Source organism: Streptomyces sp. NPDC050433, assembly GCF_044458565.1.
Lineage (GTDB): Bacteria > Actinomycetota > Actinomycetes > Streptomycetales > Streptomycetaceae > Streptomyces.
The window spans coordinates 16,566-32,944 of record NZ_JBITIB010000050.1; the positions used below are offsets into that span (position 1 = coordinate 16,566).

12 protein-coding genes and 2 pseudogenes are annotated in these 16,379 nt (G+C 69.7%); 8 read left to right on the forward strand and 6 right to left on the reverse strand.

The annotated features are described in order from the left end of the window. Positions 1-2: 2 nt before the first annotated feature. The 3 genes from nuoL to nuoN are packed head-to-tail and all read left to right on the forward strand — an operon-like array spanning position 3 to position 5,123. The gene (gene nuoL, locus ACIBLA_RS36150) at positions 3-1,898 is read left to right on the forward strand and encodes an NADH-quinone oxidoreductase subunit L (RefSeq protein ID WP_399201014.1); all 1,896 of its coding nucleotides are present in this window, start codon (positions 3-5) and stop codon (positions 1,896-1,898) included. Between the two features lie 4 nt (positions 1,899-1,902). Continuing rightward, complete coding sequence (locus ACIBLA_RS36155) at positions 1,903-3,474, forward strand: NADH-quinone oxidoreductase subunit M (RefSeq protein ID WP_363245928.1); 1,572 nt, start codon at positions 1,903-1,905, stop codon at positions 3,472-3,474. Continuing rightward, positions 3,471-5,123 (forward strand): NADH-quinone oxidoreductase subunit NuoN, encoded by a 1,653-nt coding sequence (nuoN, locus tag ACIBLA_RS36160; protein WP_363245929.1) that lies wholly within the window; start codon positions 3,471-3,473, stop codon positions 5,121-5,123. The genes ACIBLA_RS36155 and nuoN overlap by 4 nt, the downstream gene beginning before the upstream one ends. A gap of 72 nt (positions 5,124-5,195) precedes the next feature. Here nuoN and fahA read toward each other — a convergent pair whose 3' ends face one another. Next, the gene (gene fahA, locus ACIBLA_RS36165; protein ID WP_363245930.1) at positions 5,196-6,419 is read right to left on the reverse strand and encodes a fumarylacetoacetase; all 1,224 of its coding nucleotides are present in this window, start codon (positions 6,417-6,419) and stop codon (positions 5,196-5,198) included. Positions 6,420-6,737: 318 nt separating this feature from the next. Here fahA and ACIBLA_RS36170 point away from each other — a divergent pair, with 318 nt between their 5' ends. From ACIBLA_RS36170 to ACIBLA_RS36185, 4 genes are all read left to right on the forward strand, one after another. Continuing rightward, positions 6,738-7,748 carry a polyprenyl synthetase family protein gene (locus ACIBLA_RS36170; protein ID WP_363245931.1) on the forward strand — a complete coding sequence of 337 codons (1,011 nt, stop codon included), beginning with the start codon at positions 6,738-6,740 and terminating at the stop codon, positions 7,746-7,748. A gap of 281 nt (positions 7,749-8,029) precedes the next feature. After that, on the forward strand, positions 8,030-9,292 hold the full coding sequence (locus ACIBLA_RS36175; RefSeq protein WP_399201015.1) for an outer membrane lipoprotein carrier protein LolA: 1,263 nt from the start codon (positions 8,030-8,032) through the stop codon (positions 9,290-9,292). 171 nt (positions 9,293-9,463) lie between these two features. Further along, positions 9,464-10,414, forward strand: a complete 951-nt coding sequence (locus ACIBLA_RS36180; RefSeq protein ID WP_399201016.1) for an ATP-binding cassette domain-containing protein — start codon at positions 9,464-9,466, stop codon at positions 10,412-10,414. Continuing rightward, positions 10,401-11,342: an ABC transporter permease gene (locus ACIBLA_RS36185; RefSeq protein ID WP_363245934.1), complete on the forward strand. Its 942-nt coding sequence runs from the start codon at positions 10,401-10,403 to the stop codon at positions 11,340-11,342. The genes ACIBLA_RS36180 and ACIBLA_RS36185 overlap by 14 nt, the downstream gene beginning before the upstream one ends. A gap of 15 nt (positions 11,343-11,357) precedes the next feature. Here ACIBLA_RS36185 and ACIBLA_RS36190 read toward each other — a convergent pair. The 3 genes and pseudogenes from ACIBLA_RS36190 to ACIBLA_RS36200 form a co-directional block, all read right to left on the reverse strand. Further along, a pseudogene (locus ACIBLA_RS36190) lies at positions 11,358-12,332 on the reverse strand (M28 family metallopeptidase); the annotation flags it as partial. Between the two features lie 222 nt (positions 12,333-12,554). Further along, on the reverse strand, positions 12,555-13,004 hold the full coding sequence (locus tag ACIBLA_RS36195) for a VOC family protein (protein WP_399201017.1): 450 nt from the start codon (positions 13,002-13,004) through the stop codon (positions 12,555-12,557). A gap of 60 nt (positions 13,005-13,064) precedes the next feature. Beyond that, positions 13,065-13,529, reverse strand: a complete 465-nt coding sequence (locus tag ACIBLA_RS36200; RefSeq protein ID WP_363245936.1) for a helix-turn-helix domain-containing protein — start codon at positions 13,527-13,529, stop codon at positions 13,065-13,067. 140 nt (positions 13,530-13,669) lie between these two features. On the opposite strand from ACIBLA_RS36200, the gene ACIBLA_RS36205 reads away from it, so the two are divergent. Continuing rightward, on the forward strand, positions 13,670-15,124 hold the full coding sequence (locus ACIBLA_RS36205; protein WP_399201019.1) for an MFS transporter: 1,455 nt from the start codon (positions 13,670-13,672) through the stop codon (positions 15,122-15,124). On the opposite strand, the gene rarD is transcribed toward ACIBLA_RS36205, so the two are convergent. Then, positions 15,061-16,104, reverse strand: a complete 1,044-nt coding sequence (gene rarD / locus ACIBLA_RS36210; RefSeq protein WP_363245937.1) for an EamA family transporter RarD — start codon at positions 16,102-16,104, stop codon at positions 15,061-15,063. The genes ACIBLA_RS36205 and rarD overlap by 64 nt on opposite strands. 170 nt (positions 16,105-16,274) lie before the next feature. Beyond that, positions 16,275-16,379: pseudogene (locus ACIBLA_RS36215) on the reverse strand (2-oxoacid:ferredoxin oxidoreductase subunit beta); the annotation flags it as partial.

The following is a 16,379-nucleotide window of genomic DNA, read 5'->3' on the forward strand; positions in this document are numbered from 1 at the left end:
TCGTGGAGAATTTGATCGCGCTGCTCATCGCGGCGCCCCTGCTCGGAGCAGGTCTTCTGCTGTGCGGCGGGCGACGGCTCGACCGGGTGGGACATCTGCTCGGTACGCTGCTGGCGGCTGCCTCCTTCGTGATCGGCGTGGTGCTGTTCGCGGACATGCTGGGCAGGGGCGCGGACGAACGCACCCTGCACCAGCACCTGTTCAGCTGGATCCCGGTCGAGAGCTTCCAGGCGGACATCGCCTTCCAGCTCGACCAGCTGTCGATGACCTTCGTCCTGCTGATCACCGGCGTCGGCACCCTGATCCACATCTACTCCATCGGGTACATGGAGCACGACGAGCGGCGCCGCCGCTTCTTCGGCTATCTGAACCTGTTCCTCGCCGCGATGCTGCTGCTCGTCCTCGCGGACAACTACCTGCTGCTGTACTTCGGCTGGGAGGGCGTCGGCCTCGCGTCGTACCTGCTCATCGGCTTCTGGCAGCACAAGCCCAGCGCTGCCACGGCGGCCAAGAAGGCCTTCCTGGTCAACCGCGTCGGCGACATGGGCCTGTCGATCGCGATCATGCTGATGTTCACCACCTTCGGCACGTTCGCCTTCGGGCCCGTCCTGGAGTCCACCGGTGAGGCGAGCGGCGGCACGATCACCGCCATCGGCCTGATGCTCCTGCTCGCCGCCTGCGGCAAGTCGGCGCAGGTGCCGCTCCAGTCCTGGCTCGGCGACGCGATGGAGGGCCCGACCCCGGTCTCGGCCCTGATCCACGCGGCGACGATGGTGACGGCGGGCGTGTATCTGATCACCCGGTCCGGCGCGATCTTCAACGCCTCGCCGGACGCCCAGCTGGTCGTCGTGATCGTCGGAGCCGTCACGCTCCTCTTCGGTGCGATCGTCGGTTGCGCGAAGGACGACATCAAGAAGGCCCTCGCGGGCTCGACGATGTCCCAGATCGGCTACATGATCCTGGCCGCGGGCCTCGGCCCGATCGGCTACGTCTTCGCGATCATGCACCTGGTGACGCACGGCTTCTTCAAGGCGGGGCTGTTCCTCGGCGCCGGCTCGGTCATGCACGGCATGAACGACGAAGTGGACATGCGGAAGTACGGCGGCCTGCGCAAGTACATGCCGGTCACCTTCGTCACCTTCGGTCTCGGCTATCTGGCGATCATCGGCTTCCCGGGGCTCTCCGGCTTCTGGTCGAAGGACAAGATCATCGAGGCGGCGTTCGCCAAGGGAGGCACCGAGGGCTGGATTCTCGGCGCCGTCACCCTGCTGGGCGCGGCTCTCACGGCGTACTACATGACGCGCGTGATGCTGATGACCTTCTTCGGCGAGAAGCGCTGGCAGCCCGACGCCCAGGGCAACGAGCCGCACCCGCACGAGTCGCCCAAGTCGATGACGATCCCGATGATCGTCCTCGCCTTCGGCTCGGTCTTCGCGGGCGGTCTCTTCTCGCTCAACGAGTCGTTCGTGAAGTGGCTGGAGCCGGTCACCCAGTTCGAGCACGGCCACCCGCCGATCAGCGCGGCGGCCGTCACCGCGTCCACGGTCGTGGTGCTGCTCATCGGTGTCGGTGTCGCGTATCTCCAGTACGGCCGCAGGCCGGTGCCGGTCACGGCGCCGCGCGGCTCGCTGCTCACCCGCGCCGCCCGCCGCGATCTCCTCCAGGACGACTTCAACCATGTGGTCCTGGTGCGCGGCGGCGAGCACCTGACGCGCTCGCTCGTGTACGTCGACCACACCCTGGTCGACGGTGTCGTCAACGGCACCGCGGCGTCGATGGGCGGGCTCTCCGGTCGGCTTCGCAAACTGCAGAACGGCTACGCCCGCTCCTACGCGGTCTCGATGTTCGGAGGTACGGCAGTGCTCATCGCCGCGACCCTGCTGATGAGGGCGGTGTAATCAGATGTCGTTCCCCCTTCTGACGGCGACAGCCGCCGTCCCGGCGATCGGCGCGATCGTCACGGCGGCCGTCCCGGCCGCCAGGCGCACCGCTGCCAAGTGGATCGCGCTGGCCTTCTCGCTCGCCACGCTCGTGCTGGCGGCGATCGCGCTGGCCCGCTTCGAACCCGGCGGCGCCCGCTACCAGCTGACGGAGTCCCACGCCTGGATCCCCGACTTCGGGGTGAAATACGAACTGGGCGTGGACGGAATCGGCGTGGTGCTGATGGCGCTCACCGCCCTGCTGATCCCCTTCGTCATCCTCGCGGGCTGGCACGACGCCGACCCGATGGAGACGAAGAGTTCGCGCTGGCGGCCGACGCAGGGCTTCTTCGCCCTGATCCTGATGGTCGAGGCGATGGTGATCCTCTCCTTCGAGGCCACCGACGTCTTCCTCTTCTACATCCTGTTCGAAGCCATGCTCATCCCGGTGTACTTCCTCATCGGCGGCTTCGGCGACCGCGCCCACGCGGGCGGCGACGAGGCCGGGGCCACCCAGCGGTCGTACGCGGCCGTGAAGTTCCTCCTCTACAACCTGGCCGGCGGCCTGATCATGCTGGCCGCCGTCATCGGTCTGTTCGTGGAGGCGGGGACCTTCTCGCTGACGGAGATCGCGGCGATGAGGGCCGACGGCACGCTGGACATGTCGACGGGCGTGGAGCGGTGGCTCTTCCTGGGCTTCTTCTTCGCCTTCGCCATCAAGGCACCGCTGTGGCCGGTGCACACCTGGCTGCCCAACGCCATGGGCGAGGCCACCGCGCCCGTCGCCGTCCTGATCACCGCGGTGGTCGACAAGGTCGGCACGTTCGCGATGCTGCGCTTCTGCCTCCAGCTCTTCCCGGAGGCGTCCAAGTGGGCGACCCCGGTGGTGCTGGTGCTGGCGCTGATCAGCATCGTCTACGGGGCGCTGCTCGCGGTCGGCCAGCGTGACATCAAGCGGCTGATCGCGTACGCGTCGATCTCGCACTTCGGCTTCATCATCATGGGCATCTTCGCGATGACCAGCCAGGGCCAGTCGGGCGCGACGCTCTACATGATCAACCACGGAATCTCGACGGCCGCGCTGCTGCTGGTCGCGGGCTTCCTGATCTCGCGGCGCGGCTCGCGGCTCATCTCGGACTACGGCGGAGTGCAGAAGGTCGCCCCGGTCCTGGCCGGTACGTTCCTGATCGGCGGTCTGGCGACGCTCTCGCTGCCGGGGCTCGCCCCGTTCGTGAGTGAATTCCTGGTCCTGGTCGGCACGTTCAGCAGGTATCCGGTGATCGGTATCATCGCGACCATCGGCATCGTGCTCGCCGCGCTGTATGTCCTGGTCCTCTACCAGCGCACGATGACGGGCCCGGTCAACGAGTCGGTCCGCACCATGCCGGACCTGAAGTTCCGGGAGCTGGCGGTCGTCACCCCGCTCATCGCGCTCCTTCTCTTCCTGGGCGTCTACCCGAAGCCGCTGACCGACATCGTGAACCCGGCGGTGGAGCACACCATGAGTGACGTACAGAAGACCGACCCCAAGCCCGAGGTGGAGGCAGCCCCGTGAGTGCGACAGCTGTCCACAGCCTGTGGACGACGACGGCGGCCGAAGGGATCGACAAGATCCAGGCCCCCAAGATCGAATACGCGCAACTGGCTCCCGTGCTGATCATCCTGGGCGCCGCCGTCGTGGGCATCCTCCTTGAGGCCTTCGTCCCGAGGAAGGGGCGTTACTACGCGCAGCTGTTCCTCTCGGTCGTCGCCCTGGCCGCCGCGTTCGCCGCGGTGGTCGCCCTGGCGGCGGGCGGATACGGCAGCACCAAGGCGCACCTCGCCGCCATGGGCGCGATCGCCGTGGACGGCCCGGCGCTGTTCCTCCAGGGAGTCATCCTCCTGACAGCGGTCGTGGCGGTGTTCACCTTCGCCGAGCGCAGGCTCGACCCGGCGAGCCACGGCGCCCGCGTCGACTCGTTCGCCGCGCAGGGCGCCTCGGTGCCCGGCAGCGAGAGCGAGAAGGCGGCCGTCAAGGCCGGGTTCACCACCACCGAGGTCTTCCCGATCGCGCTGTTCGCGGTGGCCGGCATGCTGGTCTTCCCGGCCGCCAACGACCTGCTGACGCTCTTCATCGCGCTGGAGGTCTTCTCCCTCCCGCTCTATCTCCTGTGCGCGCTGGCCCGCCGCAAGCGGCTGATGTCGCAGGAGTCCGCGGTGAAGTACTTCCTGCTCGGCGCCTTCTCGTCCGCGTTCCTGCTGTTCGGCATCGCGCTGCTGTACGGCTACGCGGGCTCGGTGTCGTACGCGCGCATCGCCGCCGTCGTGGACGGCTCGGTCGCGACCGTCGACCCGGTCCTCGCGGACACCATGGGCAACGACGCGCTGCTGCTCATCGGCGGCGCGATGATCCTGATGGGCCTGCTCTTCAAGGTCGGCGCGGTGCCGTTCCACATGTGGACCCCGGACGTCTACCAGGGCGCGCCCACGCCGGTCACCGGCTTCATGGCCGCCGCGACGAAGGTGGCGGCGTTCGGCGCGCTGCTGCGGCTGCTCTACGTCGTCCTGCCGGGCCTGCGCTGGGACTTCCGGCCGGTGATGTTCGGCGTCGCGATCATCACGATGCTGTTCGGCGCGATCGTCGCGATCACCCAGACGGACATCAAGCGCCTCCTGGCGTACTCGTCGATCGCGCACGCGGGCTTCATCCTGGCCGGTGTCATCGCGATGACGGACCAGGGCATCTCCTCCGTCCTCTTCTACCTGGCGGCGTACTCGTTCGTCACGGTCGGCGCGTTCGCCGTCGTCACGCTGGTGCGCGACGCGGGTGGCGAGGCCACGCATCTGTCCAAGTGGGCGGGGCTCGGCCGGCGTTCGCCGCTGGTGGCCGCGGTCTTCGCGGTCTTCCTGCTCGCCTTCGCCGGTATTCCGCTGACCTCGGGCTTCTCCGGCAAGTTCGCCGTCTTCAAGGCGGCGGCGGACGGCGGGGCCGGGGCACTGGTCGTGGTCGGTGTGATTTCGTCGGCGATCGCCGCGTTCTTCTACATCCGGGTCATCGTGCTGATGTTCTTCAGCGAGCCGAAGGCGGACGGCCCCACGGTCGCCGTGCCCTCGCCGCTGACGATGACCGCGATCGGACTGGGCGTCGTGGTCACGCTGGTGCTGGGCCTCGCGCCGCAGTACTTCCTGGATCTGGCGAGCCAGGCGGGCGTCTTTGTGCGGTAGCCCTTTAGGCCGTACGCGCCGCGGGGCCCCACCGACACCGGTGGGGCCCCGTGCCGTGTCCGCGCCACGTCCTCACCCGGCGACGATCCGGCCCGTCACTTCGCCGAGGCCGACGCGGACGCCGTCCGGGCCTGGCGCCCACGCGGTGAGCGTGACCTCGTCGCCGTCCTCCAGGAACGTCCGCTTGCCGTCCGTCAGTTCGAGGGGCTCGGTGCCGTTCCAGGTGAGTTCGAGGAGTGAGCCGCGCTCCTCGCGACGGCCGCCGCTGACCGTGCCCGAGGCGAAGAGGTCTCCCGTGCGGAGCGAGGCGCCGTTGACCGTCATATGGGCCAGCTGCTGCGCCGCCGTCCAGTACATGCCCGCGAAGGGCGGATCGGAGAGCACCTGGCCGTTGAGTGTGACCGTGATCCGCAGGTCGAAGCCGCCGGGCACCTCCTCGTCCGCGTCGTCCAGATACGGCAGCGGCGGGTGCGTACGGGGCGGGGGAGGCACCCGCGCGGCGTCCAGGGCCTCCAGGGGCGTCACCCAGGCCGACACGGACGTGGCGAAGGACTTGCCGAGGAACGGGCCGAGCGGAACGTACTCCCAGGCCTGGATGTCCCGTGCCGACCAGTCGTTGAGCAGAGAGAGGCCGAAGACATGGTCCCGGAAGGAGGCCAGCTCCACCGGGCTGCCCTGCGGCGAGGGCGTGCCGACGACGAAGCCGACCTCCGCCTCGATGTCGAGCTTGACGGAGGGCCCGAAGACGGGCTCGGGGTCGGAGAGCGCCTTGCGCTGGCCGGACGGGCGTGTCACGTCCGTACCCGAGACGACGATCGTGCCGGACCTGCCGTGGTAACCGATCGGCAGATGCTTCCAGTTCGGCGTCAGCGGCTCACCGTCGGGCCGGAAGATCCGGCCCACGTTGGTGGCGTGGTGCTCGCTCGCGTAGAAGTCGACGTAGTCCGCGACCTCGTACGGCAGGTGCAGCGTGACCGAGCCGAGGGGGTGCAGCAGGGGCTCTATGTCCGGGCGGTGGGCGGGCACCGTGACCCAGGCGGTGAGCGCCCGGCGCACATCGCGCCAGGCCGTGCGCCCGGCGGCCATCAGCGGGTTGAGGCTGGGGCGGGCCAGCAGCGCGGCGTACGGGGAGCCCAGCGCGTGCGCGGCGGCTCCCGCGTCGAGCACATGGCCGCCGACGCGGACCCCGAGCCGGCGGCGCTCGGGCTCGTCGGCCGTGGTGAAGACGCCGTACGGGAGGTTGTGCGGACCGAAGGGATCGCCCTCGGCCAGTTCGAGCGGGCTCTGCTCGGGCATGGTGCTGCCTCGCTTTCCGGATCGATGCGGGACACGTTACGTCGGTGTTGCCCGGTGGCGGCAGTGGCGAAAAGGGCGCAATGACCGAAAGGGCCTGAGTGTGGTGGGGTGTTGGGGGACCGTACCGGCGGTAGCCCGAACGGGGCGGAGGGCGCGGACAAACGCGGTCAGTTCCGTTGGTATTTACTGACCACGAACATACGGGCGGAGCCGGGAAGGCGCCCATGGTGATCGAAACTCGACCGGATACGCTGACTTGAATGACAGCAGCGACACATCGACAATCCATGTGATCGTCAGCAGACAGGAGTACCCCTCGTGACCGTCGTCGGGCCGTTCGGGTTGAGCGTGCGGGACCCGGCTCTTGAAGCCGATGTCCTGAGCGGATTGTCGGCCGTGGAGGCGGGTCTCCTCGAAGCCACCAAGAGCGAGGTCCCTTTCATCACGGAAGCGGCGCAGCATCTGGTGCGCGCCGGCGGCAAGCGGTTCCGGCCGCTGGTAGTGATGCTGGCGGCCCAGTTCGGCGACCCGTACGCCCCCGGCATCGTCCCGGCGGCCGTGGTCGTCGAGCTGACCCACCTGGCGACGCTCTACCACGACGACGTGATGGACGAGGCGGACGTACGCCGGGGTGTGGGCAGCGCCAACAGCCGCTGGGGCAACTCCGTCGCGGTCCTCACCGGTGACTTCCTCTTCGCGCGCGCCTCGCACATCCTGGCGGACCTCGGGCCGGAGGCCGTACGGATCCAGGCCGAGGCGTTCGAGCGGCTGGTGACGGGTCAGATCCTGGAGACGGCCGGACCGCGCGACGGGCGCGACCCGGTCAGCCACTACCTGGACGTGCTCGCCGGAAAGACCGGCGCGCTGTTCGCCGTGTCGGGCCGCTTCGGCGCGCTGACGTCGGGCGCCGACGAGGCGGTCATCGACATCCTCACCCAGTACGGCGAGCGCCTGGGCGTCGCCTTCCAGCTCGCCGACGACGTCCTGGACATCGCCAGCGACTCCCACGAGTCCGGCAAGACCCCCGGCACCGACCTTCGTGAGGGCATCCCCACGCTGCCGGTGCTGCTGCTGCGCGCCCAGGCGCAGGCGCACGGCCGCCCGGAGGACGTCGAGCTGGTCCGGCTGCTGGACGGCGATCTGAGCGACGACGCCCGGCATGCGGAGGTGCTGCGCAGGCTGCGCGCCCACCCGGCGCTCGAGCAGGCGCGACGGGACACCGTCCGGTACGCCGAGGAGGCGCGTACGGCGCTCGGGCCGCTGCCGGAGTGCTACGCGAAGTCCGCGCTGCTGGAGCTGTGCGACGCGGTGGTCCACCGGGCGGGCTGAGTAAGCCCGTTGACGCTCGTTGACGCCTGTTCGGGGCCCGTTCACCTCCCGACGCCCCCCTCGACGCCGGATTCCCCCCGTCCCCTACTGGTTGGGGGAGTCGGGGGCTCCGACTGTCATCCCAGAGCAGTACGCGAGGTTGCCTCTGCGGGTTGACGCTTCCGATTAGCCGATTTGGTCTTATGGAGAACACCACCCCAGACCAATTCGAGTGAGAATGGCGGCAAGGGGTGGACGAGTGCACAGGGACGGAAGCCGCCGACCACGGAGGTAGGGCACACATGGCACCGAACGACAGCGCACAGATCACCGGCGAGACCGGCGAGAGCGGGGATGTCCCGGCGGGCCGTCGCAGAGCGGCGCGCTATGTCGTCCCGGCCGCGGTCGCCGGAGTGGCCGCGGCCACCATCGGACTCGTCCCGGCGCTCGCCGCGACGGGCGACCCCGACCTGCCGAAGATCAGCGCGGCGAAGCTGATCGAGAAGATTGCCGCGTCCGACACCGAGCGGCTGTCCGGCACGGTCAAGATCACCACGGACCTCGGCATCCCGGCGCTCGGCGGCCTGGGCGGTTCGGCCGCCGGGGCGTTGGCGCCGAAGGGCGGCACCGATGCGGGCGAGGGCCGCGGTTCGGCCGCGGAGCCGACCGGCCGGATGATGGAGCTGGCCTCCGGCGAGCACACCCTGCGCGTCGCCGCCGACGGACCGGACAAGCAGCGGGTGTCGATCCTCGACAAGGCCGCCGAGTACAGCCTGATCCACAACGGCGACGAGGTGTGGGCGTACGACAGCGCCTCCAACGAGGCGTACCACTCCAAGGCTCCCGCCGACGGCGCGAAGGGCTCGGCCAAGGGCGGGAAGGGCAAGGACCAGGCGGCGCCGAAGGATCTGCCCGCCACGCCCCAGGACTTCGCGCAGCATGCGCTGAAGGCCGCGGGCGACACCACCTCGGTGACCGTGGACGGCACGGCGCGCATCGCGGGCCGTGACGCCTACCAGCTGCTGATCAAGCCCAAGCAGCAGAACTCCACGATCGGCTCCATCACGGTGGCGGTCGACTCCAAGACCGGTACGCCGCTGAAGTTCACGCTCCTGCCGAGCAGCGGTGGCAAGGCCGCGATCGACGTCGGCTTCACCAAGGTCGACTTCTCCCGGCCGGCCGCGTCCACCTTCGACTTCTCGCCCCCCAAGGGCGCGAAGGTGACGGAGGCCGACGAGTCGAAGGCCGCGGGCAAGCACCAGGCGCCCAAGGACGCCAAGGGTGCCAAGGGCCTCGGCGCCGAGCCGAACGTCATCGGCGAGGGCTGGACCACGGTGGTCCAGCTCGACACCGGCGGCAAGGCACCGGCCGCCGGGTCGAAGGGCATGCCGGCGCAGGCGCAGCAGTTCATGGACGCGCTGGGCGACAAGGTCAACGGGAAGTTCGGTTCGGGCACGGTCTTCAAGACGCGCCTGGTGAACGCCCTGATGACGGACGACGGCAAGGTCTACGTCGGCGCGGTCACCAAGGACGCGCTGGTGAAGATCGCCAACGAGGCGAAGTAGCGCGAAGCGCCGCACCGCCGCACACGAGTGGCCCGCCCCGTCGTACGCTCCGTACGGCGGGGCGGACCGCTGTCCGCACGTCGATCGTCGACCGTCGACCGTCGATCAGGCTCACTCAGGATCAGGAGCGACCGGGAGACCGGAAGGCCGGAGAGAAGGGATGGCCGCGGGATGACCGTCGTCATAGAGACACGCGGGCTCACCAAGCGCTACCGGGGCGGGCAGCTCGCCGTCGACCGGCTCGACCTCGCGGTGCCGGCCGGCAGCGTCTTCGGCTTCCTGGGCCCCAACGGCTCCGGCAAGACCACCACCATCCGCATGCTGATGGGCCTCATAGAACCGACCGCGGGCACGGCATCGGTCCTCGGCCGCCCCATGCCGCGCGCCTCCAGAGCCGTACTGCCGCAGGTGGGCGCGCTGATCGAAGGCCCGGCGCTGTACGGGTACTTGACCGGCCGCGACAATCTCCTGCGGTACGACTCCGCAGACCCGACCGCCGACCCGCGCACCCGGCGGGCCCGCGTGACCCGGGCGCTGGAGCGGGTCGGGCTCACGGCGGCGGGCGGCAAGAAGGCGAAGGCGTACTCCCTCGGTATGAAGCAGCGGCTCGCGCTCGCCGCCGCGCTGCTCCAGCCGCGCAGCCTCCTGGTGCTGGACGAGCCGACGAACGGACTCGACCCGCAGGGCATGCGCGAGATCAGGGCGCTCGTGCGGGAGCTGGCGGGGGAGGGCACGACGGTCTTCCTCTCCTCGCACCTGCTCGACGAGATCGAGCAGGTGTGCACGCACGCCGCCGTGATGGCGCGCGGGCGGCTGCTGACCCAGGGCACGGTCGCCGAGCTGGCGGCGGGCACACGGGGGCGGCTGGCGGTCACGACCTCCGATCCGGGGGACGCGGCGCGGGTGCTCAAGGAGCTGGGGGTGACCGACGTGACGGTGGCCGGGGACCGGGTGACCGGGGAGCTGCCGGTGTCCGACGAGGGGGAGCCGGCCGATCCGGCCGAACTGAACGCCGCGCTGGTGCGGGCCGGAGTGCGGGTGCGGGCCTTCGGGGTCGAACGGGCTTCGCTGGAGGACGCGTTCGTGGCGCTGACCGGGGAGGGATTCGATGTCGCGGGTTGAGGAGCGTACGGGTTCAGGGACGGGTTCAGGGACGGGTGCAGGAACCGGTCCCGGCACTGGGGTCCGGGCCCGAGCCGTATCGCCGCTCTGGACGTTCGGGCTGCTGCGCTCCGAGCTGACCACCACCTTCCGCCGCTGGCGCACCCTGGCGCTGCTCGGCGTGCTCGCCGCCGTACCGGTCCTGATCGGCATCGCCATCAAGATCGAGACGAGCGACGGCGGCTCGGTCGGCGGCGGGGGGCCTGAGGGCGGCGGCGGCCCGGCCTTCCTCACGCAGATCACCAACAACGGGCTGTTCCTGGTCTTCGCCGCGCTCGCCGCGACCCTGCCGGTCTTCCTCCCGATGGCGGTCGGCGTCATCGCGGGCGACGCGGTCGCGGGCGAAGCGAACGCCGGCACCCTGCGCTATCTGCTGGTCGCACCGGCGGGCCGTACCCGGCTGCTGCTGGCCAAGTACGCGGCGACGCTGGTGTTCTGCCTGGCCGCGACCCTGGCGGTGGCGGTCTCCGCGCTGATCGTGGGGGCGCTGCTCTTCCCGCTCGGCGAGGTCACGACGATCTCCGGTACGCGCATTTCCTTCGGCGACGGGCTGCTGAGGGCGCTGCTGATCGCGCTGGTCGTCGCCGCCTCACTGATCGGGCTGGCGGCGCTCGGTCTCTTCGTCTCCACCCTCACCAACAGCGGGATCGCCGCCATGGCGACGACGGTCGGGCTGGTGATCACGGTGCAGATCCTGGACACGATCCCGCAGCTGCACGGGATCCACCCGTATCTCTTCCCGCACTACTGGCTGTCCTTCGCCGATCTGCTCCGCGAGCCGTTCTACTGGGACGACGTGCTGCGGAATCTCGGTCTGCAGGGCGTGTACGCGGCCGTTTTCGGCTCGGCGGCCTGGGCGCGTTTCACGGCGAAGGACATCAGTGCGTGAGGAGACCGAGGGTCAGCTCGCCAGCTCCCAGACGGCATAGGCGATCGCGTCGCTGTTGCGGTCCAGCGCCGTGTCGTTGATGCTCGCGGTCGTGTCGCAGGACGAGTGGTAGCAGCGGTCGAAGGCCTGGCCCGCAGTGCCGCCCCACTTCTGGGCCTGGGCACTGGTCTTCGTACGCCCGGCGCCGGTGAACAGACCGCCGACCGGCACACCGATGCTCATGAATGAGGCGTGGTCCGAGCGGCCGTCGGCCTCGGTGTCGATCTCCGTCGGGACGCCGATCCCGGCGAAGTAGTTGTTGAAGGTCTGCTCGATGGCCGGGTCCTCGTCGTACACGAAGTAGCCGGCGTTCGACGAACCGATCATGTCGAAGTTGAGGTAGCTGTCGAGCTTCGCGCGCTCGGTGGACGGCAGGCCGTTCGTGTACGAGCGGGAGCCGACCATCCCCAGCTCCTCCGCGCCCCACCAGCCGAACCGCAGATGCTTCGTCGGCTGGAGCCCCGCTCTGGACACCGCGAGCGCGGCCTCCAGTACGGCGGCGGAGCCGGACCCGTTGTCGTTGATCCCGGCACCCGCGGTCACCGAGTCGAGGTGGGCACCGGCCATCACGACCTGGTTGGGGTCGCCGCCGGGCCAGTCGGCTATCAGGTTGTAGCCGGTGGTCCCGCCGGAGGTGAACTGCTGTACGGAGGTGGTGAACCCGGCCGCGTCCAGCTTGCCCTTCACATAGTTGACCGACGCCAGATAGCCGGGACGGCCATGGGCGCGGTTTCCACCGTTGGCGGCGGCTATCGAGGAGAACTGGGTGAGATGCGCCTTGACATTGGCGAGCGATATGTCAGGTGCGGCCAGGACGGTGGCGGGCGCCGTCGCGGTGCCGCCGGCCGGCGCCGCGGTCGCGACGGGAGCGACGGACGCGAGCAGCCCGCCGATCGCGAGCGCGCCGACGAGGACGGTACGTGCGGGAACGGAGAGCTTGGAGAGCTTCATGTGGGGGCTCCGAATTCCGTACGGGGACTGACGGAAGGTGGTGCGCAGGATGCGTGCTGATGGTCAACGCATGCTTGACTCAGCGTCAAGAGCAGAAATCGGACACAGGTGTTCGACTTGCGGATACTTGTGCCGCTGACGCGCGCCCCACCCTGTTCACCGTCTGACCTGCCGGTGGCCCGTGGCCCATGGCCCTGGCCACCCACTGCCGGGCCCGCTCCCTCACTGCACGCAGAACTCGTTGCCCTCCGGGTCCGTCATGGTCACCCATACGCCTCCGGGTACGTTCGCCTCGTACAGCACCTCCGCGCCCAGCCCCTCCAGCCTGGCCACCTCGGCCGCCCGCCGTCCCTCCCCGGCGTGGATGTCGAGGTGGATGCGGTTCTTGCCGGCCTTCGACTCCGGGACGCGCTGGAACAGGATTCGCCTGCCCGTGCCGACCCCCGTGTCCGGGTCGAACGGGTCGTCCGGATGGCGGACGGCGATGAGATCCAGCCAGGCTCGGCGGCCGTGCGAGTCCACCGTCTGTTCGATCGGTACGGCTCCGATGCCCAGCAGGCGTTCGATCAGCACGCTGTTGTCCTCGACCTCGTAGCCCAGCACCTCCGCCCAGAAGTCGGCCTGGCTGTGCGGGTCGATCGTGTCGATGACGAGTTTCCAGTGCAGGGTCATGCACCCAGTTCGTACTGGTTGCGCGGGCGCGCATGCGATGAACACGCCGGGCGCGGGCCTTCAGGAGGCTTCCGCCGCCGCACGCCTGTCGTACTCCTCCCGCGCCGCCGCGATCTCGTTCTGGTGCTCCTCGGTCCAGACCACCAGCGCGTTGATCGTCGTGTGCAGCGTCCGCCCCATCGGTGTCAGCCGGTACTCCACGCGCGGCGGCACCACCGGGTGGACCGTGCGCTTCACCAGGCCGTCGCGTTCCAACTGGCGCAGCGTCACCGTCAGCATGCGCTGGCTGATGCCGTCGATCTCCCGGCGCAGCTCCGTGAAGCGCAGCGTCGTCACGTCGAGCAGGGCGATGACCAGCAGCGACCACTTGTCGCCGATCCGGTCGAGGATCTGCCGCACCTCGCAGTCCTCCCGCGTGTCCCACTGGAAGGGGTCCGCGTCTCCGTAGTCGCAGCGGGCGCCGGCGGTACCCGTCGTGGCGGTACTCGCGGGGTGCCTCGGTGACTTCAAAGTGCCTTCTTCCATGACATCGCATCGTGCCGCAGGATCAGGTGGGTTACAAGAGGGAACCGACCCTCGGCCAGGTAACCAACCCCTTCCGCCATGCGCGCTTCGAGGAGACAGCCATGCCGTCCGCCAACGCGGTTCCGAGACCGGTCCCAGCCCTGTCCGCACGGGCCTGGGGGCTCCTGCTGGTCCTCTGCGGGACGATCTTCCTTGAGGGGATCGACGTCGCCATGCTCGCCGTCGCCATCCCCTCGATCCGGGCCGACCTCGACCTGTCCACCGGCACCGCGGCCTGGGTCATGAGCGCCTACATCCTCGGCTACGCCGGATTCACCCTGCTCGGCGGGCGCGCGGCCGATCTGCTCGGCCGGCGCCGGATGTTCCTGATCTGGCTCACGGTCTTCCTTCTCTTCTCCGGCCTCGGCGGCTTCGCGACCGAGGGCTGGATGCTGATCGTCGCCCGCTTCATCACCGGCGTATCGGCGGCCTTCATGACCCCGGCGGCGATGTCGATCATCACCACCTCCTACGAGGAGGGGCCGCAGCGCAACCGCGCGCTGCTCGTCTTCGCCGGCACGGCCGCCGGAGGCTTCTCGCTCGGCGTCGTCATCGGCGGACTGCTGACGCAACTCGGCTGGCGCTGGGTGTTCTTCGCCCCCGTCCTGCTCGCGGGCGTGCTGCTGATCGCCGCACTGCGGCTGCTGCCCCGCACAGGAGCCGCGGCGCAGGTGCCCGACAAGACGGAGCACGGTTTCGACCTGCCGGGCGCCGCCGCGGCGGCGGGGGCCATGATGCTCCTGGCCGCCGGGGTCGTACGGCTGGAGCACGGCGGTTCCGGCTGGCAGCTCACAGCGGGGGCGTTCGCCGCCGGGCTGCTGCTGGTGTACGCCTTCGTCGTCGTCGAACGCCGGTCCGCCGCCCCGCTGGTGCGGCTCGCGGTCTTCCGCAGGGCGGCGATGGTCCGCGCGGACCTCGGGGCGCTGCTGTTCGTCGGCTCCTTCTTCGGCTTCCAGTTCATGGCCACGCTCTACCTCCAGGAACTGCGCGGCTGGTCGTCGCTGGAGACCTCGTTCGCCCTGGTGCTGATGGGCCTCGACGCGATCCTCGCGCCGACCCTCACGCCCCGTCTGGTCAACCGGTTCGGCAACACACGGGTGGTGCTGGGCGGTTTCGTGGCGGCGATCGTCGCGTACGGGCTGTTCCTGCCGGTCGGTTCGGACTGGTCGTACGCGATGATGACGCCGACGCTGATCCTGACCGGTGTCGCGTTCGCCCTGGCGTACGGGCCGCTGTCCATCGCGGCGACGGACGGTGTCGCGTCGGAGGAGCAGGGACTGGCGAGCGGGCTGCTGCACACGTCGACACAGTTCGGCTCGGCGATCGGCATTTCCGCGGTGACGGCCGTCTACGGTCTGGCGTCGACGGCTTCGGGGGGAGCCGGCGGGGAGTTGGGCGCCTTCCGGGCGGCACTGGTGGTGCCGGTGGTGATGGTGCTGCTGGGACTGGCGGTCACGGCGACGGGCCTACGCCGCCGGAAGCCGCGCGGCCCTCACTCACCGGAGGACGTGCTCGGCCCGGCCCGCCCGACGGCCCTGACCCCGTCCGGCGACTGAGCCCGGATCGCAGCTTCCGCGACCGCCTCCGACTCAGCTTCAGCGTCCGACTCCGCCTCCGCGCTCGCCCCGCGCAACGCCTCCGCCTCCGCCCTGTTGCGCCGGGCCGTCCGCAGCGCGTCCCACGTCAGGATCGTCAGCGCCATCCACACCAGCGCGAAGCCCGCCCACCTCTCGGCGGGCATCGCCTCGTGGAAGTAGAGGATCCCGAGCAGGAACTGGAACACGGGCGCCAGATACTGCAACAGCCCCAGCGTCGACAGCGGCACCCGTATCGCTGCCGCCCCGAAGCAGACCAGCGGCACGGCGGTCACCACACCGGTGGCCGCCAGCAGCGCGGCATGCCCCAGCCCCTGCGGTCCGAACGTGGCGTCACCGGAGACCCCGAGCCAGACCAGATAGCCGAGCGCGGGCACGAACAGGATCACGGTCTCGGCCGCCAGGGACTCCAGACCGCCGATGTTGACCTTCTTCTTCACCAGGCCGTACGTCGCGAACGAGAAGGCCAGCGTGAGGGAGATCCAGGGCGGTTGCCCGTATCCGATCGCCAGCACCAGTACGGCGGCGAGGCCCACGAAGACCGCCGCCCACTGGGCGGGCCGCAGCCGCTCCTTGAGGAGCAGGACGCCGATGGCGATGGTGACGAGGGGGTTGATGAAGTACCCCAGGGACGCCTCGACGACATGGCCGGTGTTGACCGACCAGATGTACAGCCCCCAGTTGACGCTGATCGTGACGGCGGCGAGCACCAGCAGGCCGAGCTTGCGGGGCTGGCCCAGCAACTCCCGTACCCACGCCCAGCGGCGCACCACGAGCAGCGCGATCGCGACGACGGCCAGCGACCAGACCATCCGGTGGGCCAGGATCTCGACCGCGCCGGAGGGCTTCAGCAGGGGCCAGAACAGTGGCACCAGACCCCACATGCCGTAGGCGCCGATCCCGTACAGCAACCCTGCCCGCTGCTCCCCGTCCGACTTCACTGGCCCTCCCGAACCGCACACGTCTGTTCGATGAAGGTAGCGCCGGGCGGCCCGGACTGTCATGTCCGTATCGACATACGGTCATGACACCGGCTCACGGGTGAAAGACGAGGCCCGGATCTCGTGGAGGACGAGATCCGGGCCTCGGGACGTTCGGACGGGCGGCCTGGTCAGCCGACGACCGTCCATGTGTCGTTGCCGGCGAGGAGCTGGGTCAGGTCGCCTTTGCCGTTCTGTTCGATGGCTGTGTCGAGTTGGTCGTTCATGAGGGTGTC